Origin of the sequence: Cysteiniphilum marinum (genome assembly GCF_014857925.1) — a bacterium.
In the GTDB taxonomy this organism is placed as follows: Bacteria; Pseudomonadota; Gammaproteobacteria; order Francisellales; family Francisellaceae; genus Caedibacter; species Caedibacter marinus.
In genome coordinates this window covers 1-21,448 of record NZ_JACYVZ010000035.1, presented here as the reverse complement: position 1 = coordinate 21,448, position 21,448 = coordinate 1, and the positions used below count along the sequence as shown (strand labels likewise).

The 21,448-nt window shown below is 39.1% G+C and carries 18 protein-coding genes and 1 tRNA gene; 7 read left to right on the top strand and 12 right to left on the bottom strand.

Annotated elements, in window-relative coordinates:
- Positions 1-21 precede the first annotated feature (21 nt).
- A complete protein-coding gene (locus IE867_RS11975; RefSeq protein ID WP_192484952.1) occupies positions 22-498 on the top strand; it encodes a 6-pyruvoyl trahydropterin synthase family protein in 477 nt (158 codons plus the stop codon).
- Positions 488-1,258 (top strand): 7-carboxy-7-deazaguanine synthase QueE, encoded by a 771-nt coding sequence (locus tag IE867_RS11970; protein WP_192484951.1) that lies wholly within the window; start codon positions 488-490, stop codon positions 1,256-1,258. The genes IE867_RS11975 and IE867_RS11970 overlap by 11 nt, the downstream gene beginning before the upstream one ends.
- Positions 1,259-1,504: 246 nt before the next feature.
- Here IE867_RS11970 and putP read toward each other — a convergent pair whose 3' ends face one another.
- Positions 1,505-2,965, bottom strand: a complete 1,461-nt coding sequence (putP, locus tag IE867_RS11965) for a sodium/proline symporter PutP (RefSeq protein ID WP_192484950.1) — start codon at positions 2,963-2,965, stop codon at positions 1,505-1,507.
- Between the two features lie 491 nt (positions 2,966-3,456).
- Between putP and IE867_RS11960 the strand changes: the two genes are divergently transcribed.
- The 4 genes from IE867_RS11960 to IE867_RS11945 all read left to right on the top strand — a co-directional run bounded on the left by IE867_RS11960 (position 3,457) and on the right by IE867_RS11945 (position 6,786).
- Positions 3,457-3,531, top strand: a tRNA-Arg gene (locus IE867_RS11960).
- Between the two features lie 95 nt (positions 3,532-3,626).
- A complete protein-coding gene (gene rfaD, locus IE867_RS11955) occupies positions 3,627-4,610 on the top strand; it encodes an ADP-glyceromanno-heptose 6-epimerase (RefSeq protein ID WP_192484949.1) in 984 nt (327 codons plus the stop codon).
- 23 nt (positions 4,611-4,633) lie between these two features.
- Entirely contained in the window at positions 4,634-5,908 is a 1,275-nt protein-coding gene (waaA, locus tag IE867_RS11950) for a lipid IV(A) 3-deoxy-D-manno-octulosonic acid transferase (RefSeq protein ID WP_192484948.1), read from the top strand.
- Positions 5,902-6,786 (top strand): polyprenyl synthetase family protein, encoded by an 885-nt coding sequence (locus IE867_RS11945; RefSeq protein WP_192484947.1) that lies wholly within the window; start codon positions 5,902-5,904, stop codon positions 6,784-6,786. The genes waaA and IE867_RS11945 overlap by 7 nt, the downstream gene beginning before the upstream one ends.
- 265 nt (positions 6,787-7,051) lie before the next feature.
- Here the strand turns inward: IE867_RS11945 and IE867_RS11940 are convergent, their stop codons facing one another.
- The 3 genes from IE867_RS11940 to greA are packed head-to-tail and all read right to left on the bottom strand — an operon-like array spanning position 7,052 to position 9,285.
- Entirely contained in the window at positions 7,052-7,837 is a 786-nt protein-coding gene (locus IE867_RS11940; protein ID WP_192484946.1) for a helix-turn-helix transcriptional regulator, read from the bottom strand.
- 58 nt (positions 7,838-7,895) lie between these two features.
- A complete protein-coding gene (locus IE867_RS11935) occupies positions 7,896-8,789 on the bottom strand; it encodes a DMT family transporter (protein WP_192484945.1) in 894 nt (297 codons plus the stop codon).
- 16 nt (positions 8,790-8,805) lie between these two features.
- Entirely contained in the window at positions 8,806-9,285 is a 480-nt protein-coding gene (gene greA, locus IE867_RS11930) for a transcription elongation factor GreA (protein WP_203249922.1), read from the bottom strand.
- A gap of 435 nt (positions 9,286-9,720) precedes the next feature.
- Between greA and IE867_RS11925 the strand changes: the two genes are divergently transcribed.
- Positions 9,721-11,112 carry a D-alanyl-D-alanine carboxypeptidase family protein gene (locus tag IE867_RS11925; RefSeq protein WP_192484944.1) on the top strand — a complete coding sequence of 464 codons (1,392 nt, stop codon included), beginning with the start codon at positions 9,721-9,723 and terminating at the stop codon, positions 11,110-11,112.
- On the opposite strand, the gene IE867_RS11920 is transcribed toward IE867_RS11925, so the two are convergent.
- The 8 genes from IE867_RS11920 to IE867_RS15025 form a co-directional block, all read right to left on the bottom strand.
- Positions 11,081-12,703 carry a sensor histidine kinase gene (locus IE867_RS11920; protein WP_192484943.1) on the bottom strand — a complete coding sequence of 541 codons (1,623 nt, stop codon included), beginning with the start codon at positions 12,701-12,703 and terminating at the stop codon, positions 11,081-11,083. The two genes, IE867_RS11925 and IE867_RS11920, sit on opposite strands and share 32 nt — an antisense overlap.
- Before the next feature lie 34 nt (positions 12,704-12,737).
- Positions 12,738-14,267, bottom strand: a complete 1,530-nt coding sequence (locus IE867_RS11915) for a S41 family peptidase (RefSeq protein WP_192484942.1) — start codon at positions 14,265-14,267, stop codon at positions 12,738-12,740.
- Between the two features lie 110 nt (positions 14,268-14,377).
- On the bottom strand, positions 14,378-15,094 hold the full coding sequence (locus tag IE867_RS11910) for a response regulator transcription factor (RefSeq protein WP_192484941.1): 717 nt from the start codon (positions 15,092-15,094) through the stop codon (positions 14,378-14,380).
- On the bottom strand, positions 15,075-16,331 hold the full coding sequence (locus IE867_RS11905) for a glutamate-5-semialdehyde dehydrogenase (protein ID WP_192484940.1): 1,257 nt from the start codon (positions 16,329-16,331) through the stop codon (positions 15,075-15,077). The genes IE867_RS11910 and IE867_RS11905 overlap by 20 nt, the downstream gene beginning before the upstream one ends.
- 33 nt (positions 16,332-16,364) lie before the next feature.
- Positions 16,365-17,450 carry a glutamate 5-kinase gene (gene proB / locus IE867_RS11900; RefSeq protein ID WP_192484939.1) on the bottom strand — a complete coding sequence of 362 codons (1,086 nt, stop codon included), beginning with the start codon at positions 17,448-17,450 and terminating at the stop codon, positions 16,365-16,367.
- Between the two features lie 282 nt (positions 17,451-17,732).
- Positions 17,733-19,748, bottom strand: a complete 2,016-nt coding sequence (locus tag IE867_RS11895) for a S9 family peptidase (protein ID WP_192484938.1) — start codon at positions 19,746-19,748, stop codon at positions 17,733-17,735.
- A gap of 118 nt (positions 19,749-19,866) precedes the next feature.
- Positions 19,867-21,201, bottom strand: coding sequence for an RHS repeat-associated core domain-containing protein (locus IE867_RS11890; protein ID WP_192484937.1), 1,335 nt, complete (start codon positions 21,199-21,201; stop codon positions 19,867-19,869).
- A 124-nt stretch (positions 21,202-21,325) separates the two neighbouring features.
- Entirely contained in the window at positions 21,326-21,442 is a 117-nt protein-coding gene (locus tag IE867_RS15025; RefSeq protein WP_404826252.1) for an IS3 family transposase, read from the bottom strand.
- Positions 21,443-21,448: the final 6 nt, after the last annotated feature.

The window sequence follows — 21,448 nt, the reverse complement described above, 5'->3', positions numbered from 1 at the left end:
AATTCAAAGTATCATACCATAATGATTTATCGAGTTGAAAAATATCTTGATGGCTTTTCCACTTGCTTTCGCCAATGGAATGCCGAACATTCACACTGCCGCTTTTTGCATGGTTATGCCATTTCTTTTCGTTTACATTTTGCTGCTAAATCACTCGATCAGCATAACTGGGTCTGGGATTTTGGCTGGCTAAAAGACAAAAATCACACCATTGATGGCATGACGGCTAAAGAGTGGTTTCACTATATGTTTGATCACACCGTTGTCCTGTCACAAAAAGATCCAGCACTTGAGACATTTAAAGCATTGGAGCAACAAGGATTATTACAATTACGCACCTTGCCGTACTTCAGCTGTGAGGGTATTGCTGAGTTTGTATTAAACACCTTAAATCCTTTAGTACAGCAGCATAGTGGTAATCGCGTCACCTTATTTCGTGTTGATGTGATGGAGAATAACAAAAACCTTGGCGCCGTTGAGATAGATTATGCGCATTAGTGATTACCATAAAACACTACCTGTTATTGAGCTTTATCCTTGTTTACAAGGTGAGGGATCACGCCGTGGACATCCTTCATTTGCAATTCGCACCACGGGTTGTACGCATCGCTGCCACTTTGGTGAGGATGGTGGTTGGTGTGATACATGGTACTCAAGCATTCACGCGGATAAAGGTAAGTTTTGTTTTAATGACATTATTGACATGATCAAAACATATCCTGACATCAAAGAAATCATGCTCACAGGAGGTGCACCAACCATGCATCCGGCACTAATTAATGAGATCATGCATTTAGCACATGAGCATAAGCTATTTGTGACATTAGAGACTGAAAGCTCGCACTTTATAAAAACTGATTACCCGATTGATCTGTTAAGTTTGTCTCCTAAGTTTACTAACAGCATTCCAAAGCTAGATATAAACACACCTAAAGGCACTGTTGTTGATCAAAAACTGATTGATCAACATAATAAATATCGCTTAAACCTTACTGCCATGCGTCAGATGATTGATTACCATCATGATTACCAATTAAAGCCAGTGTGCGATGGCAGTGATAAGAATCTAACAGAAATAAAGTCTTTGATTAATGAACTTAATATTCCAAAGCATAAAGTGTACTTAATGCCCGCAGGCAGCACTCGCCAAGAAATGATTAAAGCATATCCCAAAATTATTGATCTAGCCCTTATGCACGGTTTTAACTTCACCGGTCGCGATCACATTATTGCCTTTGATGACAAAATTGGTGTTTAGAATAACTTTATTCAATGAATCAAGAATAAGTGGATTCTTAATTCCCCCTCACCCGTTGAGCTTAGGCTCAACCACCTCTCCCGCAAGGGGCGAGGTGCTAGCGACGTGGGTCACCGCTAAGTAGCTAGAAAATATATATCAGGTATTTCTCTGGATTCTCGGATCAAGTCTGAGAATGACTTTAAGTCGCCATGTTCGATCTTGAGCTGAATATCCATGATTACCAATAAACCATTGCTTAGGTACTTATAAATGGTCAAGCATTTGTTGATGACGTTGGTATATCTCATCACTTGGTGCTTTACTTAGTATGCTCCCTACATAGATAGCGATACAGGCAAAGATAAAGCCAGGAAGCAATTCATACAATTCAAAAATTCCACCTAATGTCTTTAAATAAGGCCAAATAATAACAGTTAATGCACCAACGACGATACCACAAAAAGCACCTGTTAAATTCATGCGCCTCCAGAAAAGTGACAACACAATAATCGGACCAAATGATGCACCCAGTCCCGCCCAAGCATAACCAACAAGATTTAAAATCGAGCTCTTAGGATCAAGTGCCAATAGCACCGCAATAATAGCAATCACGGTTACAATAATGCGACTGATAATAAGCATTTCATTGGCTTTAGCATTTGGACGAATAAATTTGTGATAAAAATCCTCAACCACCGCGCTCGAAGACGCTAGAAGCTGAGCTGAAGCCGTACTCATCGTTGCGGATAAAACTGCCGCTAATAGCACACCTGCTACCCAAGGATTAAATAGTGTTTCTGCTAACACAATAAAAACCGTTTCAGGATTTTCAAGCGTATGTGGCGCGTAATATGCAATACCAAAAAGCCCAGTAAAGACTGCACCAATAAGTGCCACACACATCCACGTCATACAGATAAACTGCGCTTGCGGGATGGTTTTGGCACTCTTAGTTGCCATAAAACGCACCAAAATATGCGGTTGACCAAAGTAACCTAACCCCCAAGCAAAGAGTGATAATACCCCAATAATGCTTGTGCCTTTAAAGGCGTTTAAATACACCGGTGATTGCTTGGAAACTGTATGTAATGCTTCAGATAAACTGCCAATATGCACCCATACGGCAACAGGCACAATAATCAAAGCAACAAACATCAAAGCACCTTGGAAAAAATCAATCCATGAGATTGCTAAAAAGCCACCGACACAGGTATAGACCAAAATAATCAATGCAGTAATGTATAACCCTGTGGTGTAATCAATTTTAAAAGTTGAACCAAATAACAAGCCGCCAGCCACAAATGCTGATGCCGTATAGAACGTGAAAAAGATCAAAATCACTAGCGCGCTGAGCAGGCGCAGCATACCACTTTTTTCCATGAAGCGGTTTTCAAAATACGATGGGATCGTAATTGAGTCATTAGCAACTTCAGTGTAAACACGCAAGCGCTTAGCGACAAACTGCCAGTTTAAATAAGCGCCTAATGATAAGCCAAGCGGCAACCAAATTTGATTTAAACCATTAAGCATCACAGCACCTGGTAACGCCAATAAAAGCCATGAGCTCATATCAGAAGCACCAGCTCCTAGAGCGGCAATGGGACCACTTAATGAACGTCCACCGAGCATATAATCATGTAGATTTTTTGTATAAAAATATGAGCAGATACCTAGCCCTAAAATAATGCTGATATACAGCACAAACACAATAACTAAAATTGTCATCCCCTACCCCTTTTATTTAACTAACTAAACAATCTAAAAGTAATCCCTTCCTTACTTTTAGTATCTTTTTAGTACTCAACGATAAGTCTAAGGTCTATTTTTAATATAATTTGCCAATGACAAACCAATAATTATAACCAACGGCACAAACATAACTGCCCACGAACCAAAAGATCCCATAAATTCCTCCAAAACATTAAAGTCTTTCCTGCTATACCCATCACAAACTATATTTATGATTAAATACCATAAAATGATTCACAATGGATATATCACCCGTATTTTTAACCTATTTATTTGTATTTATGACATTTATTTACATAAACCAGACGAGGATACTCAAAAGTTTTATGAATTGCAAATAGCAAAACAAGCTTATCCCAATAAAATCAATGACAGTATGTTTTCATATATCTCTTATGCTTTAGATGTTTAGTTTCTATATCTACTTGAATATGCGTCTCTTTTGAGGCATTATCATTCATCTTCTCGTCCTGATAGTTCAACGGATAGAATAAGCCCCTCCTAAGGGCTAGATGTAGGTTCGATTCCTACTCGGGACACCACACACTTATTGAACGCTGATTTAATCACAGAAATTACAGCCAACTTGCGTTTTTTTTGTTAGAATTGCCGTCGTTTTAACACATGGAGCAAATCAATGATTATTGTTACAGGTGGCGCCGGATTCATTGGCGCAAATATTATTAAGCAGCTTAACTTGCGCGGGCATGAAGATATTCTCGTTGTTGACGACCTAAGAGATGGGCATAAATTTGTCAATTTAGTCGATTATGAAATTGCAGATTATTGTGATCAAACACCTTTTTTGGAGGCAATTGAGTCTGATTTAGCTTACTATACACCAAACGCAGGCTTGAAACTTAACCCTAACGATATTACTGCCATCATCCATCAAGGGGCTTGCTCAGCAACCACTGAGTGGGATGGTCAATATGTGATGGAGAACAACTACGAATACAGCAAGATCCTTTTGCATTTTGCGGTGCGCCACAAGATTCCATTTATTTATGCCTCAAGTGCTGCTACATATGGTAATAACACAACCTTTATTGAAGAGCGTCAATATGAGAAACCGGTGAATGTTTATGGTTACTCTAAGTTCTTATTTGATCAATACGTTCGCAAGTTTTTGCCACATGCGCAAAGCCAAATTGTTGGTTTAAAGTACTTCAATGTCTATGGACCACACGAAACACACAAAGGCTCGATGGCAAGTGTTGCCTTTCATCATTACAATCAGTTTAAAGCACATAAAAAAGTTAAACTATTTGATGCCTATGATGGTTTTGCAGCAGGCCAGCAAATGCGTGATTTTATTTATGTTGAAGATGCTGCCAAGGTTAATCTATGGTTTTTGGATCACCCGCAAGTCTCTGGTATCTTTAACTGTGGTACAGGCAAAGCTGAACCTTTTAACAACATCGCCCATGCTGTCATTGATTTTTACAAAGAAGGTAACATCGAATATATCGAGTTTCCAGAGCATCTTAAAGGACATTATCAAAGTTACACTGAAGCCAACTTAGACAAATTGCGTGAAGCAGGTTGCGATGTTAATTTCAGAGATGTCAAAACAGGTGTTACTGATTACTTACAATGGCTTGAAAAGCATAGTAAATGAAATAAATAAAACAAAAGTAAGATATGATCTACACTCTCATTCGCCTAGTTTACAGCCTATTGTTTTGTCTAGGCTTACCCTTTATCAGTATCAAAAAATTAATTCGTAGTCGCAAAAACAAAGGCTATCGCCAAAGAGTGCGTGAGCGATTTGGTTTTACCCCCTTTAAGACAGATGAAAGTATTTGGATCCACTCAGTCTCGATGGGTGAGAGTATTGCTATCGCGCCTTTGGTAAAAAAGTTTGCCCTAAGCTACCCACATAAAACCTTTGTGGTCACGACCATGACGCCAACCGGAAGTGCGCAGGTGCAAAAGCTTTATAAAGACTTTGGCAATATCAAACACAGCTATATCCCCTATGATATCCCTTGCTTGTTAAAGCGCTTTATCAAACGCACCAATCCTAAACTCTGTATTATCATGGAAACAGAGATTTGGCCAAACTTACTTACACAATGCGACAAATGCCGTATTCCAAGCATTTTGATCAATGCACGTTTATCACAAAAATCAACCGCAGGTTACGCCAAGATTAGCTTTATTATGCGCCACATGCTTAAACAAATCAGTCATATCAGCGCACAATCTAATGATGATGCAATGCGTTTTATAGCACTTGGGATGCCCAAAGATAAAATAAGCGTTGATGGCAATATCAAATATGACTTTCCAATTGCGGATGATCTTATTGAAAATGCCCAAAATTTACGTCAGCGTTTTGCAAAACAGCATATCTGGATTGCCGCAAGTACACATCAAGGTGAAGATGAAATTATTCTTGAAACGCATCGAAAATTATTACAAACAACACCTGATGCATTATTGATTTTAGTGCCGAGACACCCTGAACGCTTTAATCAAGTCGCTGAATTGATTAAAGCACGCAAGTTTAACTACAGTCGTAGAAGTCTAGATCAACATCACCATAACGATGATGTCTATCTAGGGGATACCATGGGTGAGATGATGCTGTTATATGCCGCAAGTGATATTGCTTTTGTTGGTGGCAGTTTTGTTAATAATGGTGGGCATAATATGCTCGAACCTGCAGCACTCGCTAAGGCTGTTTTATCAGGCCCATCGGTGTTTAATTTTGCTTTAGTTGCCGAGAAACTAAAATCTGAACATGCTTTAACCTTAGTCAATAATGGTGATGAATTAGTTAAGCAATTACAGACACTTTTTAACAACCCGCAATTGAGCCAATCCCAAGGCAATGCCGCATTAACGGTTTTTCAGCAAAACAAAGGCGCACTTGATAAACAGTTCTCAATCATTAAAGGATTTTTATGCTAAGCGAATTCACACAAATAAAGGATGATTTTGAAGACTTTGCCAAGGACTATTTTTTAGCGCAACCCATTCAAAGCCCACGTTTGAAAGAAGCCATGGCATATAGCTTTCTTAATGGTGGCAAGCGTATTCGTGCCATATTGAGCTTTTTAAGTGGTGCCTGTTTTAACTGTGATCCGCACAACATCAAGCATATTGCTTTGGCACTAGAGGCAATTCACGCCTACTCATTGATTCATGATGATCTACCTGCAATGGATGATGATGATTTGCGTCGTGGTAAACCAACATGCCATATTCAATTTGATGAAGCCACTGCCATTTTAGCAGGTGATGCGTTACAAACACTCGCATTTCAGGCTTTGAGTGAATTAAAAGCCATTGATATTAAACAACTGCAAAAAGCACTTTATCTGTTGGCAACACACGCAGGCAGCCAAGGCATGGTCGATGGTCAGCAATTAGATATTGATGCTGAGGGTCAAACTCAGGATATCACGAGCATTGAAACAATACATCGCTTAAAAACAGGGAAGCTCTTAACCGCTGCCGTTGTTTTACCTTTTATCACCTCGCCTTATTACACGGATCAAACCGTTGAAAAAAAGCTTATTGCATTTAGTCAATGTATTGGCTTAGCTTTTCAAGTCAAAGACGATTTGCTTGAAGTGACTTCTGACACAGCGACTTTAGGCAAAAATAATATGAGTGATCTTAAGCTCAACAAATCAACCTACCCTTCTTTGTTAGGTATTGAGAAAACACAAATATTACTGGATGAGTTATTTGCGCAATCCATGGCGCATCTGCAACAAATCAAAGGGCATGACACGACATCATTAGCGCAACTAGCTGAATATATTATTAGGCGTACGCATTAGTTACCTATGAAATAATCGGCTATGACCATACTCCTGCCCACTTTAATTTTGTAAGCGTTGGCTGAGCGTTAGTCGAAGCCACCTCATCGTTGGCTGAGCACCGTCGAAGCCATTACAAAACACAAAAGGCATACCTCCTATTACCTCGCCCCTTGAGGGATTGCTCGTGCAGCTTAAGCTGCGCGGGTGAGGGGGAGTTATAAACGCAATCTATTCCTCATTAATTGTTATACCACGACTTCGACTTACGCTCAGTCAACGTCCTTTACTCTATATAGCTGGTAATAATCCGCGCCAGACTAATTAGTTGATTCTTACTCTGACAATTCAGTTTCTCACAAAGATTAGCAATACTACCCTGCACTGAGCGATAGGAACGCCCCGCATGCATCGCAATCTCTTTCGCCGTGGCACCCGTGGCAATAAAGCGCAAATACTCGACATTTAGATCTGTCAATTTCAGACGTTGCTGTAAATTTTGAGGTAAGCGCACGATATCAGGCATTACGGAGTCATCACTAAAGTCCTTAATCTCAATTAAGGTATGAAATCGCACCACACTCATCAATAGATCAATACAGTCTGTCAAACACTGATAAAGCTTAGTTTTATCCTCAAATGTTAGCTTATTAAAATAGTCCGCATTGATATCAAAAGAGAAATGATCCGTATAATGGTGATAACACCTCACAATATATAGCACCATATTATGCGCATCTTGAGTGATCAGCTTATGTTTCATCTGATCACAGATTAATTCATCATAGGTAAATACTTTAAACACATTAGTTTGCTTAGGGATAATTGAAGGATCATAACGCCATAAGCCAAGCTCAAGATAGGGCTTAATCAGTGCTTTAGTAAAGCTTGTAATCATCGCATATTGATTTGCCTCAAAACGCCGCACCCACGTTAAGGTGCTAATCGTATCCTCACAAATAATATCTAAAATTTGCCTGACAATTGCCGCATTAGTGGCACTATCATAAAGCATAGCCTCAAGATCTTTATCTTGTATTTTCAGCAACGAAGTGATGACATGTTTTTTCATAAACTGAAATTTATTTTCAGTGTCCGTGCGAACCAGTATAGCTTACTGTGTGTTAATGTCAGCTTGCTTTTACACGACTTTGGCGCTTTAACAAACCCAATATTGGTTCAACAGCAATAGATAATAAAATCAACAAGCAAGCAAATACCATGTTGATGCTAATATGATCGCCCATAATGATGACACCAAGTAAACTGCCAAACAATGGCACAAGATAGTTAGATAATGAGCAAAACCCAGCGCCTGCACGTTTAATTAAGCTGACATACAGCACATAAACCAACCCTGAGCAAAACACACCTAAGATAATTGACGCAATAGTAGGGTATAAGGCAAAGTGCATACCTTGTAAGGAGTCATTGCCAAGGTTTATGCCAAGCATAATAATCGTGCCAATGATAAACGCATCACGTGATAGCAAAAACGCATCTTCATTGGGCAGACTTCTGATAATGATTAACGCACTGGCAAACGATAACGCACCAAGCATAATTGCCAATTGTGGTAATAGCGCGCTTGATAACCCTGTTGCTATTAAATCAGGCGCAAATAAAACCAGTAGGCCAATAAAACCAATAAACATACCCATAAATTTGGCTGCTGTCGCACGCTCAACACGTGTCAATAACACTAAGATGATGGTAAAAAATGGAATCGTACCCATCAAAATCGATGCCATACTACCTGAAACGGACTGTTGCCCCCACATCACCAAAGTGAATGGAATCACCACTTCAAGCACACCAATTGCTGCGACTTTAGACCATGTTTTAAAATCTCTTTTATAACGTTTTCTTTTGGCAACCAAACAAAAGACAATCAAAAAAACTGCAGCATAAAATGTTCTTAATAAAGCAAGTTGCTCAGGCGTGTAACTGCCTAACGAGAAGTCGATTAAGACAAACTGCCCACCCCAGATAATGCCAATAAATAACAGTAAGATATAATTCATTGCTAACGATCACACCTTATCGATATTCAACCGTCACAATCTCATAATCAACCACACCTGAAGGGGTTGCGATATTGGCTTCGTCGCCCTCTTCTTTGCCGATAAGCCCACGTGCTAATGGCGAGCTTAATGAGATCTTATTGCACTTGATATCTGCTTCATCTTCGCCAACGATTTGATAAGTTATCTCTTCATCACTGTCAATATTTACCAAGGTAACTGTCGCACCAAAGATCACCTTGCCACTATTGGTCATATTGGCAATATCAATCACTTGCGCATTTCCAAGCTTGCCTTCAAGCTCCTGAATGCGCCCTTCGATAAAGCTTTGCTGCTCACGTGCGGCATGATACTCGGCATTTTCTTTTAAATCACCGTGCTCACGTGCTTCAGAGATTGCCGCAATCACCTTAGGTCGCTGCACACTTTTTAAATCTTGTAATTCTGCTTTCAACGCCGCTTCACCGGCAACAGTCATTGGAATTCGCACTGCCATTTTTTATCCTTAATCTTTTAGTCTTTACTTTAAATCTAAATAACTGAGGTTACGCACTTTTTCTATTTCAACACCCCGCCTCGCAAGCTTGGCACCCCTCTTGAAAAGAGGGGAATTAAAATCACCATCGCCCAATTCCCCTCTTTTCAAGAGGGGTGGCAGCCGTAGGCTGACGGGGTGTTTATAAAGTCATAGTTTTTTCTAAAGTGCGTAACACCAATAAATAATAAAAAACGCCCAGCATGTAACATGCTAGGCATTATCAAAAATTTTTCACTAAAATGCATTATACCGAAGCGTGCTTTGTTTGCAATTTCAGATTTCTATTGTAATCGAAGTTTCGCCGTATTTATGTTTAAAAGACTTTTAAGATCAGTATAATGACTGCATTGAAATGTCATTATAAATTCAAACGTCAACATAACGGGTAATAACATGTTTACTATTAAAAAAATCTCTTTGATTGCAGCATCCTCTATCGCATTGCTAACCGCACAACTGTCATTTGCTCAAGATGCAGTAAAAGCACAAACAGCAGAAAAAACACAATCAACACAAGTAGCGCAACCTGCGGCACAAAATGAACCTAATACTTATGGCGCAACATCTGTTAATTATATGGGAGTTCCTCTTAATGCGTATGGCGCTGTTTCATCAAGTGCCAATGTTCCACTTGAAGTGCAAGTGCCACCTGCACCCGCGAATTTAGTATTACCAAAAATCACACCGGCAACTGAAATCTGGCGCAATCAAGTTGTTACACCTCCTATGCTTAATGTCAAAAGTTATCTACTGATTGATGCTAAGACAGGTAATGTACTAGCTGAGAAAAATGCCAACATGCGCATTGCACCAGCATCACTGACCAAGATGATGCTCCTTTATATCGTGGAGCAGAAGCTTGCTGCAGGTAGCATTAAGCTTGATCAAAAAGTAAAAGTCCCTGCTATTGCTTGGCATACCGCAGGATCAAGCATGCATTTAAAATCAGGGCAAGAAGTTACGATTCAAGACTTACTAGAAGGGACCATTGTCGCCTCAGGTAATGATGCTGCAGTCACCTTAGCGGTAACACTGGCCGGTACGCAAGAAGGTTTCGTTAATATCATGAACTTCACCGCAAAGAAACTAGGCATGACCAACACGCATTTTAGTGATGTCATGGGTTTACCAGCCCCTAACTTATACACTACAGCACGTGACTTGTCTGTTCTTGCACAACACATTATTTACGACTATCCGCAGAACTATCACTATTACAAAATGCCTAGTGTTAGTATGAATGGCTTTGTTACCCGTAACTACAACAAATTATTAGATATTTATCCTTATGCTGATGGCATCAAAACAGGCTCAACGGACTCTGCTGGTTACTCACTTGTGTCTTCAGCGGTTAAGCCGGATCATGATCGTTTAATCTCAATTGTTATTGGCTCAACCAGTCTTTTGCAAAGCGCACGTGATAGCCAGACATTACTAGAATATGGTTTTTCCAACTTCCAGACGAAAACTTTCTATCCAGCGAACTACGCCTTAGGCAATATCCGCATTTACAAAGGTGAAAGTGACACCGTCGATATCGGTGTACAAAAACCCGTAGCAATTAGCTTCCCAAGTTATATTGATGCCAAAGATATCCAGTTTGTGCTACACAAGAATCCTAAAGGCCTTGTTGCACCGGTTAAAGCAGGAACTAATGCTGGAAGTGTAGATATGGTTTACAAAGGCAAAACCATTGAGACATTCCCAGTCGTTGCATTAAAAGATGATGCAACCGGCTCATTATGGCAACGCATTAAGGGCACTGTGTCTTTGTGGTTTGCTTAGGAAATATCATAATGAAAACAGTTTGATTGTTTTCAGTGGTTTCGACACTAATATCACCATGATGCGACTCAATAATTTTCTTGGTAATTGCAAGCCCTAATCCATGACCTTGCACTCCTTTATTACGTGACTCAGATAAGCGCTCAAAAGGCTCGAAAATTTTATCTTTATCCTTATCAGAGATGCCTGCGCCATTATCTGCAATTGCAATGATAATTTCGCCCTTTTGCTCTTCAAGTGATACAGTGATTTGCTTACCACCGTATTGATACGCATTATTTAGTAAATTATCTAGCGCGCGATTAAAACTCGCTTGATCAATTTCATAAGTAATCTCCGTCAGGCTATTTTTAAACGTCCAGTCTTTATCTGGATATTTATGCGCAAACCATTTAACCTTTTCTTGCAGTAGTTGATTTAGGCTTACCTCTGCTGTTTTTAGCACAACACCTTTGCGATCAAACTTTGCATGCAATAAAATTTCATTGACCAGATCATCTAAAATGGCAATATTATCATCAAGATCATTAATATATTTTTGATCAATGGTTTTATACTTTTGCTTTAGCACACTTAAAGTGAATCGAACCCTTGCTAATGGTGTTTTAATCTCATGAGCTACGGCATTGGTCAATTCTTTATGTGAGGCAACAAGTGTTTGTATCTGATCTGCCATCTTATGCAGTCCTTTGTTTAATGGGTTTAATGCCAATGTTTTAGAAACCTTAAGCTTGGTATCAAATTTACCATTCCCATAATCAACGGCCTGCTTTTGCAGCTTATTAAGAGATCGATAGAATGGGTAGCTCCAGACAAAGGTAATAAGCATGAGCAAAATAAGCACTCCTAATAACAAAAACCAGTATGGGTATCGTGCATAAACACTATCTTTGAGCGCACCGATTGTAACTAGATACTGGCTGTTTGCAACAGGAACACTAATGGTTGCAACATGATCATCATCAATTGAATAAGCATATATCCCCCACTTTTTGATACTTTCTTTTTCAGAAGCTGTCAGTGTTGATATATCCCTTAGCGTTACCTTGGCACCAAACAATTGCTCTGCTTCTTTGATAATTTTTTGCTTGTTTTCTTTGGAAACAGATTGGAATATTTGCTGAGCCACCAATCTAATCCATTCTGTATTTCTTTGAATCATTACTATTGTCGGCGAGGATGCTTGTATTGCCAGATATTTATCTGTTTTAGCAATTTGTTGATATACCCAAAACGCATTGTATGCTGAGCTATCTGGCGAAAATATACTTGTTGTGTCAATGCCCACTATAGCGCCAGATTTGAGCTTTTTGCTATCACGCACCCTCTTAGGCAGATTATTAACATTAACAATACTTATCTTTTGGTATTTATTGTTTTTTTGCAGTTGATTCAATAAATCTTGCCATTTGGATTCAGGTGCTTTTTGAAATTGTTCTTGCAAATACTCAAACGGCGCTTGAGCCAACATATTCGCTGACTTAATATACCCTTGCTGATTAAGAAACAATATATAAAAATACAGCATAATAACAACCGTGGTCATCACTAAGGCAAATAGAATATAATTTCTAGAAAACAGCTTTATCATTAAATATCGCCTAATTTATATGGTTTTGGATAACTTATAATTGTTGGATCCATTGCTCAAGAGACTTATTATCTCCCAAGTAATTATAGTAATAAAATTGCTTATTAGGTACAAACGGCTTATTTAAATCTTGTGTAGGAGAGCTAATAACTGCCATTGGCACTTGTGCACCAAATTTAACTCCTTTCGCACTTATTATCAATGTACTGGGAAAACCTGTAGCATCAAAAACTCTAGTTGTTTGACCAATTTGAATGGTATTAGGGACCTCAAGCGCTGCTTGAATAAACCATAGTGCACCACTAGCATTTGTGCTATCAGTTAATACATAAACTTTTGCCTTTACAGGGTTTTTATTGTTTGGCTTTACCGTACTTGGCAGAATGTTAAACCTATAATTTAGATAGCTTTGCTGGTTCTTTAAAGCTAAAGACATTTCTGATATTAACCTTGGCTCATTTAGCCCCATCTGTTTAAGCGCATTAAAGTTATTTTGAGTCACTTTAAATTGCATAGAAAAATTATCATTCCATATAAATTTACGCCCTAAGGACTTTAAATATTGAGGTGTCCAAAGGCTCAAAACAACCTGATTTACATATTGTGGAAAGCCGCCATCATTACCTCTTAAATCAAAGATGATTTTCTTCATATTTCTTATTTTAGGGAGCTGAGAGACAAGTCTTTCATAAGACTTAAGCTCTACTTTATTGCTTATTTGAAAAGTTGGTAAGGACACCAAAGCAGTATCATTTGCCAAGTATTGAATAGCAAAATCATCAGGTGACATGCCATTGGCTGATTGATTCGCTAGAGATATCAATTTATTTAACTCTGTAACACTGGGTGTATGCCAATGGATATTATAACTTTTAATCATCTGCCCCACACGAAACCGACACATGGTGATTTTCTTAAAGCCATAAACGATCTGATTACCTTTTTGAGCTAAAAACAAGTATGGTACGACATTATTCCAAGTGATGTTCTTCACTTTACTGGTGTAATAAAAAGGTAGCACATTTGACTTAATCAGGCTGTCTACAGGAAAACCATTACAACTAAGCAACTCCGAGCCAACTGACGGTAATTTGTTACTACTAGAAGTACTTGAGTTAACTACTTTATAAACCAGCTGATGATGATTGTTATAGCGCAAGTTCACTATAAATCCTGCGTAACGATAATCTGTCATCTCAGGAATACTACCAAAGGCAGTATGAAAGTCAGTAAAGCCATTAATGTAGTAATTCAAAGTGCTGTAAAACTGCTGTTGATTGTTAACTAACTGACTCATTAAACCTGCTTTCAATAGCCCCTTATTCACCCATTTTTGATAATTTGTCATTTTAGCAATAGCATCTAAAGGCGCATTTTCTTCAATATATTTTTTAAACAAGACCAAATCATCAAAGGTCTCTGCTGGAGAATAGCCTCTCTTTTGTATTTTGTTATTTAAGGAACTCTCACCAAAGCTGCTGTTTGGCGGGTTTATTTGAAAACTTCCGGCATATACATTTGTTAACATAGATAGTGTTGTGATTGCTAATAAAAATTTGTACATTTAACCTCAATTCCATAGTTAATTAACTTAAGCATCTATCGTATGATAAACGCCCAAACCCTTCTTTATGAAAACTGTCTGAATATGTCTAAAAAGTGTCTAAGAAAAAATCACCATGCAGTTGAGATAAAAATATACCCTTTCCCCCAAATGGTTTTGATCTTAAATGGCGTTTGTGGATCATCACCTAACTTGCGCCTGATATGTGATATTTTAGTATCAATCGATCGATCTATCCCATCATAAGGGATACCTTTAATTTCTTGATATATTTGATCCCTTGTCAGCAATTGATCGGCATGTTCAGCTAATAGAATCAACAGTGAAATATCTGATTGTGGCATCTCAAGCTTTTCATTATTTAAATAAACCTCTAGAGTGGTCTTATTAATCACTAATGAGCCAAAAACAAGCTCATTTTCTGATGTCATAACTGCAATATTCTCACGTAAAAGCTTCTTAATGCGTAACAGCAGTATCTCTGGTTTTACTGGCTTTCTAAGGTAATCATTGACACCTAATTTTAATCCCTCTATCTCCGATTCATCGTCATCACGCGCTGTTAACATAATGACGACTCCTCGATAGCTATGACGAATTGCTTGATACACCTGCATGCCTGAAATATTTGGCAACATCAAATCAAGCAAGATAACGTCAGGATCAAGTGTAAGGCTCAGGTTAATCCCTTCATCGCCTGTAAATGCTTGTGCGACCTTAAACCCCTCATCAGACAAAAACTCCTTCATAATGTGATTAAGCTTTTGATCATCTTCAATAATCAAAATAGAGGGTTGGTCATTTTCCTTAAGTGCGTACACTGCCATTACTCACTACTTGATATTTAAACGTGGTTAATTGTTTAATGCCGACAGGTCCTCGAGCGTGAAGTTTACCTGTTGAGATTCCAATCTCAGCGCCCATGCCAAATTCTCCACCATCTGAAAATTGTGTAGAGGTATTGTGCATCACGACAGCACTATCAACATTCTGCATGAAAAACTGCGCAGCTGTTTGATCTTCGGTTAAAATCGCATCGGTATGATGTGAGCCATAATGATTAATATGCATCACCGCTGCAGCAACATCATCGACATACTTGATTGAAACGATACTGTCCAAATACTCGGTTGACCAATCCGCTTCTGTTGCTTTTTCATATTGTGAAAATTGCTGCCATAAATCCTGATCAAGGCGCAGCGCACACCCTGCTTTATCCAATGAAGTTAATAATGCTTCAATATCCTCTATTGGCAACTGTCGATCCAATAAAATCGTCTCCGTTGCACCACAAATGCCAGGACGGCGCATCTTAGCATTAACACATACGTTAAGCACTTTACTTACATCTACTGTATGATGGACATACGTGTGGCATATCCCATCTAAGTGCTTAAATAAAGGCACTTTACTATGCTTTGTCAGATATTCAATTAATGCACGTCCACCACGTGGCACAACCACATCAAGGTATTGATCTTGAGCTACCAGATACTCGATTGCAGCTCGCTCCTGAGTTGGCAGCATTTGTACGGCATCACAGGCAATCTCTGACTTTACCAATCCCATTTGTATTGCGCGCATAATCGCTTGATTTGAATTAAAGCTCTCGCTACCACCTCTTAAAATTGCGGCATTACCCGATTTTAAACACAGTCCAGTTGCATCAACGGTAACATTCGGACGTGACTCATAAATAACGGCAATGACACCTAGTGGCACACTGACTGCTTTGATATCAAGTCCTGTTGGTCTTTGTACATGTGATAGCACACAATGAAGTGGATCGGGTTGTTTTGCAATCTCACGCAAGCCATTACTCATCGCCACAACTCGCTCATGCGTTAACAATAAACGATCAAGCATGGCTTTACTTAAGCCTTTTGCCTTTGCATTTTCAATATCCTTGGCATTACTTTTTAGAATATTATCGGCATTGCGCACAATCTCATCGGCAATTAATAACAATGCCTGATTACGCATATCGTTCGTGCTTGACGCCAAATGGTATGTTGCTTGTTTGGCTTGTTTACACAGTGTTTCTATTGCCTGATATTCATTCATTACTTATCTTAACTCCTAAAACTGAATTCTCTCTCAAACCAATACCATATTATTGCGATGAACAATCACTTTTGTCTCTGGCGTATAACTTTTAGCTAATAGCACCTGCTTTAATACCTCAGCATGCAACATTGCCACACCAACTGCCACCGTATTGCCTTGTTCATCCTTTATCGTAAGCACATCATCTGCTTTAAAATTACCTATACACTCTATCACACCCACACTGAGTAAACTCTTACCAAGGCGCAGTGCGCGCAGCGCCCCCTCATTAATAGAAAGAGCACCACTATGTTTGACATGATGTGCAAGCCAGCGTTTTTTAGCACTTTGATCAATTTTTTGCGCCTTAAACAACGTAAAGCGTCCCGCATTTTGCAAGCTTGTTAATGGCTTAAGTGCCTTGCCATTACAAATCAGCATATTACAACCATTATTAACTGCAATCTCAGCTGCTAAAATCTTAGTGATCATGCCACCTGAGCTAATCTTAGTATGACTCTCTCCTGCCATTGATTTGATCTCATCACTAATCACATCAACGCTTTTAATAAACTTGGCTTGTTTATCAATATTTGGGTTAGCGGTATATAGCCCATCGATATCTGAAAATAAAATCAATAAATCAGCATTGATCGTTTGCGCAACACGCGCAGCTAAGCGATCATTATCACCATAACTAATCTCAGTTGTGGCTACCGTATCATTCTCATTGATGATTGGAATCACACGAAATTTAAGTAGTGTTTCCAAGGTATTTTGCGCATTAACATAGCGTTGACGCGTTTCAATATCATCGATATTCAACAGCACTTGCGCGCTATTAATGTCAAAAGTTGCAAATTGTGATTGATAGACTTGTGATAATTTAATTTGCCCAATCGCTGAAGCGGCTTGCTTTTCCGCTAAGGTGCATCTACGCCCCATACAATTAAGCACTTTGCGCCCCAATGCCACAGCACCTGATGAGACAATAATCATTTCAATGCCTTGTTTGTACAGCTGATCAATATCAGCAATTAAACTTTCAAGCCACTTTGTTTTGATCTCGTACTTATCATCAACCAACAGCGATGAGCCGATTTTAATCACAATGCGTTTGTAGTCACTTAAATTCATAGATAATAAGCTCTTATACTCTCAAGTTGCTAAATTATGGTTGTTTATGCAACATTTATATTATTTGCTGGAGCTACGCACTTTTGCTATTTCAACACCCCACCTCGCAAGCTTGGCACCCCTCTTGCAAAGAGGGGAATTAAATCACCGTTGCCCAATTCCCCTCTTTGCAAGAGGGGTGGCAGCCATGGGCTGACGGGGTGTTTATAAAATCATAGTTTTTTCTAAAGTGCGTAATGCCAGTTATTTATGTTAAAAGAATGCTTATTATTCTGCCACGAGTTACAGATTTTGCCTAAACCAATTTGCCGTATCTTTCATCCCTGCTAATAACTGATTAGGATCTGAGAATTCATGCCCTTGATCACGATATATTTTTAGTGACACCTTTTTATGTGCTTGTTTTAAAGCATAATATAATTCTAACGATTGACTAAGCGGCACCTCATTATCTCTATCCCCCCCTTGAATCAATATGCTACCGTGAGCTGAACCCACATGTAAAACCGGTGATATATTTACCCAAGATTTAGCATCTTGCCAAAAAGGCACCCCCATAAGATACGTGAGTGTATGATAATCCGAAGTACCCTCAAGACTCACCAAATCATTGACTCCAGCGCCATCGACTGCCGTCTTGAAAAGGCTTTCACGCTCCATTGCTACTGCCGCAAGAAAGCCGCCATAACTCCAACCCCAAATGCCAATACGCTTAGGATCAACAACCCTCTTGGCGATTAAATGCTTAACACCAAGGGTAATATCCTCCAAGTCAATTTGTCCAATTTTCTGATAGTTAGATGCCATAAATGGCACGCCATAACCCGTACTACCATGTACATTCGGTCGAAAGATCACATAACCTTCTGCCGCCATACAGCCCACACAAAAAGGTGTATCTAGCGTATGAGGGGAGCCAATAAAGCTGCCCCACCAATGGTTAGCTGGTCCGCCATGCACCGCAACAATCAGTGGATATTTTTGCCCTTTTTTATAATTTGGTGGATACGTTACAAAGCCTTCGATACTTTCTTTATTGCTACTAAGCCAATGGATTATTTCTGTTTGCCCTAATGCATAGGGCAGTTTTCTTTGCGGATTGATCACTTCTGGTGAAAACTCATCTAAACGACTAACGACTGCTTCAGGCGCTTTATTGCTACTCATTTGCATATAGCCGATCGCTGTTGCTTGGTTGTTAATAACAAGGCTAACAACTGATGAGTCACGATTCAATGGCAAAATGTCCGATGTCTTGATATTAACTTTGACAAGGCGCTTCGCTAAATGATCATCTTGCACCATCAACAGATTCTCATCTTTTTGATCCCATGAAAGTAACTGAGTACCGCCCTCAAACAAAGGCTTAAAACATCGCTGTTTATGGTCGTTTAAATTCATAATACACAGCTGATTGCTGTATCTTAGAAGGTAATCCGCATATTGATAGCCTCTTGGCAGTTGATTATAAAAATAGGCGAGTTTTTTACCATCATGTGACAAAATAGGTTGATCATAATAAGCCTCACTTTTTGTTAAGCTCATCACATGCCCTGCTAAATCAACACGTTTAATCGCGCGCTTTCTTGAGCGCTCTGGCGCCAATGAATGTGCACTAACAAAGATAATACCACTACTATCTTTTAACCACGTCAAACGATCATTCATCACATAATCACCTGACTGGCTTAACGCTTTAATACTTTGAATATGCGTTTGATCTTTTGACAGCATTAACACATAAAGTTTATTACCTGCATACATTGTCGCTGGATCAAGTACCGACAGATTATCACGTTTATCCTCATGAACACTCACAGCGATCATTTGCCCATTGGGTGAAATTTGATAGCTTGCTAACGCTTGCTCAGGCATTTGTAATGGATATAACTTATTAAGCTTGATATCGTAAACACACAAGTCTAATTGATCATGCTGTTCTTTAACAAGCAATAACTTACGTGCATCTGGGAACCAAGAGACACTCAACACATTAAAATCAAAGAGCTTTTGCGCGTCTGTCATAGCGTTAGCATCAAGATGCTTGACGTAAAAAAGCTGATAACGCCACTGCCACTTACCCGTTTTTTTGTCTTTCTGACCTTTCTTCTGTATATAAACTGCCTCATGAGCATCATCTGAAGGTGACACAAATCCAAACCAAGGTTGTGATAATGATGTCTCGACCGTTAATGGCTGCATTGACTTTTTAGTTATATTAACATCAGCCATTTGTGCATATATCGGCACGATGCCAACGATGCTCAAATAAGCACTCAGTGCAATTTTTCTCAGCATGAATCACTCCAATAAAATTTACGCTGTAGATTACAATATCTTGCGCAAAACCGGAAGTTGACGAATGAAATGTGACACAAAGAAAGTGCTGACAATCATGAGACACATCCCCCTTTTATTAGATTAAAAACGGAATACCCACCTGAAAAACCGCCCCGCCCACATTATAAGTAAATGCATAACGGCGTACACTTTGTAAGCTATGAAAATTTAGTTCAGCCACAGTAAACATCCCTCCTTCCACTGCTGTAACCCCTGAGGACATTAAGATATTTTTAACAGACATTTCATTTCTCCCTGACACTGCTGACATTACCCCTTCTCTTGCTGTCTCCATTGTTGCACCCCGTGCCGCAAATATGACAGCAGAGCCAAGAAACTTCGTTCCTGCGCATAAATTACGCTTTAAAAAAGGCTCCCACATATTCTTAACAAAAAAACCTCCCATCCATCCGCTTACTCCCCCTGATCCAAATCCACCAGCTATTCCTGCAAGCATTGATGAACCACCAACAGTCTCAGCAGATAATGCCGTTGCCACTCCCTCAAGTCCATTATCTAATAAACCAAAAGATTTAGCCCAACTAGGGTTTATCATACCTAAGGTACCAAAAGCACCACCAATATCCTCAAGCCCCATTTCTAGATATGCAGTTGGCGTCATTGTCTTTCTCTGAATAAGTGCTTGTATTCCATTGCCGACAAAGGCAACAGGGTAAAACTTTAGTCCATAACGCATTGATTGCGCTTTAAATAAATTTTCTGAGCTATCACTGACACTATTATTCGCTAAAGCAATCGAATCATCTTCATTGGCAGTGACAAAGCTATCTGCAGCTGCAGTTACAAAACTATCTGTAGTTTCTACTGATGCAACTGTGGCTTCTGCCGCTGGTGCAAAAGCGCCTAATAGCCATGGAGTAGCAATACCCGCCAATATTAGTGTTATCCCTAGTATGGTATTGACTGCTTCTTTGCTTAGATGTCCACTTGGATCAATATTCATAATCGGGTTGCTATCAGCGAAACTATACTTATTCCAGACATTGGCATTATCTTGCATGATAAATCGTTGTGTTCTGGCATCATAATCACGCGCTCTTAAATAGACCAAATCAGAACTAGGGTCTTGATATTCGCCATTGTAGCTAAAGTTTGTTGCTACATTGGTGTTGAGCGTATCAGAGTGCACGCCATAGGCTTGATAGTGAGTCGTGCCTTTTATAGTAGCTGCTGCATTGCTATGAGTTGGCTTATCCAAAGTTAAACTATTGCTTTTGCCATTATTCACATAATACAAGTTAACTGCATTATTATTGTTAACCCAAATCTCTTTAGAAAAAGAGGTTTCAGCACTAGCAACAATTCCCAAAATAATAAGATATGGCAACCAAGCTGACAAAGCGCCACTAATCATCGATTTCTTTGTTATAAACTCAATTCTAAATTGCATAACCTACCTTAATTTAATTTAAGACATTTTTAATTTGCTTCACATACGTAGCTTTGCAAATATTATCAGGTGTTTTTTGGATTCTCGGATCAAGTCCGAGAATGACGACAAACTGTCATATGATCTACCCCGTCAATTTGGGACACTTTTGATTTTCGGATTTCATACTATCTTCAAACTGTTTTGGTGTCATGTAATTTATCGTTGAATGTTTCCTTTTGGTGTTATAGTAAGCTTCAATATACGA

Coding starts and splice junctions, on each gene's coding strand:
- IE867_RS11925 (WP_192484944.1), top strand. CDS start 9,721: ATGTTTACTATTAAAAAAATCTCTTTGATTGCAGCATCCTCTATCGCA.
- IE867_RS11945 (WP_192484947.1), top strand. CDS start 5,902: ATGCTAAGCGAATTCACACAAATAAAGGATGATTTTGAAGACTTTGCC.
- IE867_RS11890 (WP_192484937.1), bottom strand. CDS start 21,201: ATGCAATTTAGAATTGAGTTTATAACAAAGAAATCGATGATTAGTGGC.
- putP (WP_192484950.1), bottom strand. CDS start 2,965: ATGACAATTTTAGTTATTGTGTTTGTGCTGTATATCAGCATTATTTTA.
- IE867_RS11895 (WP_192484938.1), bottom strand. CDS start 19,748: ATGCTGAGAAAAATTGCACTGAGTGCTTATTTGAGCATCGTTGGCATC.
- rfaD (WP_192484949.1), top strand. CDS start 3,627: ATGATTATTGTTACAGGTGGCGCCGGATTCATTGGCGCAAATATTATT.
- IE867_RS11935 (WP_192484945.1), bottom strand. CDS start 8,789: ATGAATTATATCTTACTGTTATTTATTGGCATTATCTGGGGTGGGCAG.
- IE867_RS11975 (WP_192484952.1), top strand. CDS start 22: ATGATTTATCGAGTTGAAAAATATCTTGATGGCTTTTCCACTTGCTTT.
- greA (WP_203249922.1), bottom strand. CDS start 9,285: ATGGCAGTGCGAATTCCAATGACTGTTGCCGGTGAAGCGGCGTTGAAA.
- IE867_RS11915 (WP_192484942.1), bottom strand. CDS start 14,267: ATGTACAAATTTTTATTAGCAATCACAACACTATCTATGTTAACAAAT.
- IE867_RS11910 (WP_192484941.1), bottom strand. CDS start 15,094: ATGGCAGTGTACGCACTTAAGGAAAATGACCAACCCTCTATTTTGATT.
- waaA (WP_192484948.1), top strand. CDS start 4,634: ATGATCTACACTCTCATTCGCCTAGTTTACAGCCTATTGTTTTGTCTA.
- IE867_RS11940 (WP_192484946.1), bottom strand. CDS start 7,837: ATGAAAAAACATGTCATCACTTCGTTGCTGAAAATACAAGATAAAGAT.
- IE867_RS11920 (WP_192484943.1), bottom strand. CDS start 12,703: ATGATAAAGCTGTTTTCTAGAAATTATATTCTATTTGCCTTAGTGATG.
- IE867_RS11905 (WP_192484940.1), bottom strand. CDS start 16,331: ATGAATGAATATCAGGCAATAGAAACACTGTGTAAACAAGCCAAACAA.
- proB (WP_192484939.1), bottom strand. CDS start 17,450: ATGAATTTAAGTGACTACAAACGCATTGTGATTAAAATCGGCTCATCG.
- IE867_RS11970 (WP_192484951.1), top strand. CDS start 488: ATGCGCATTAGTGATTACCATAAAACACTACCTGTTATTGAGCTTTAT.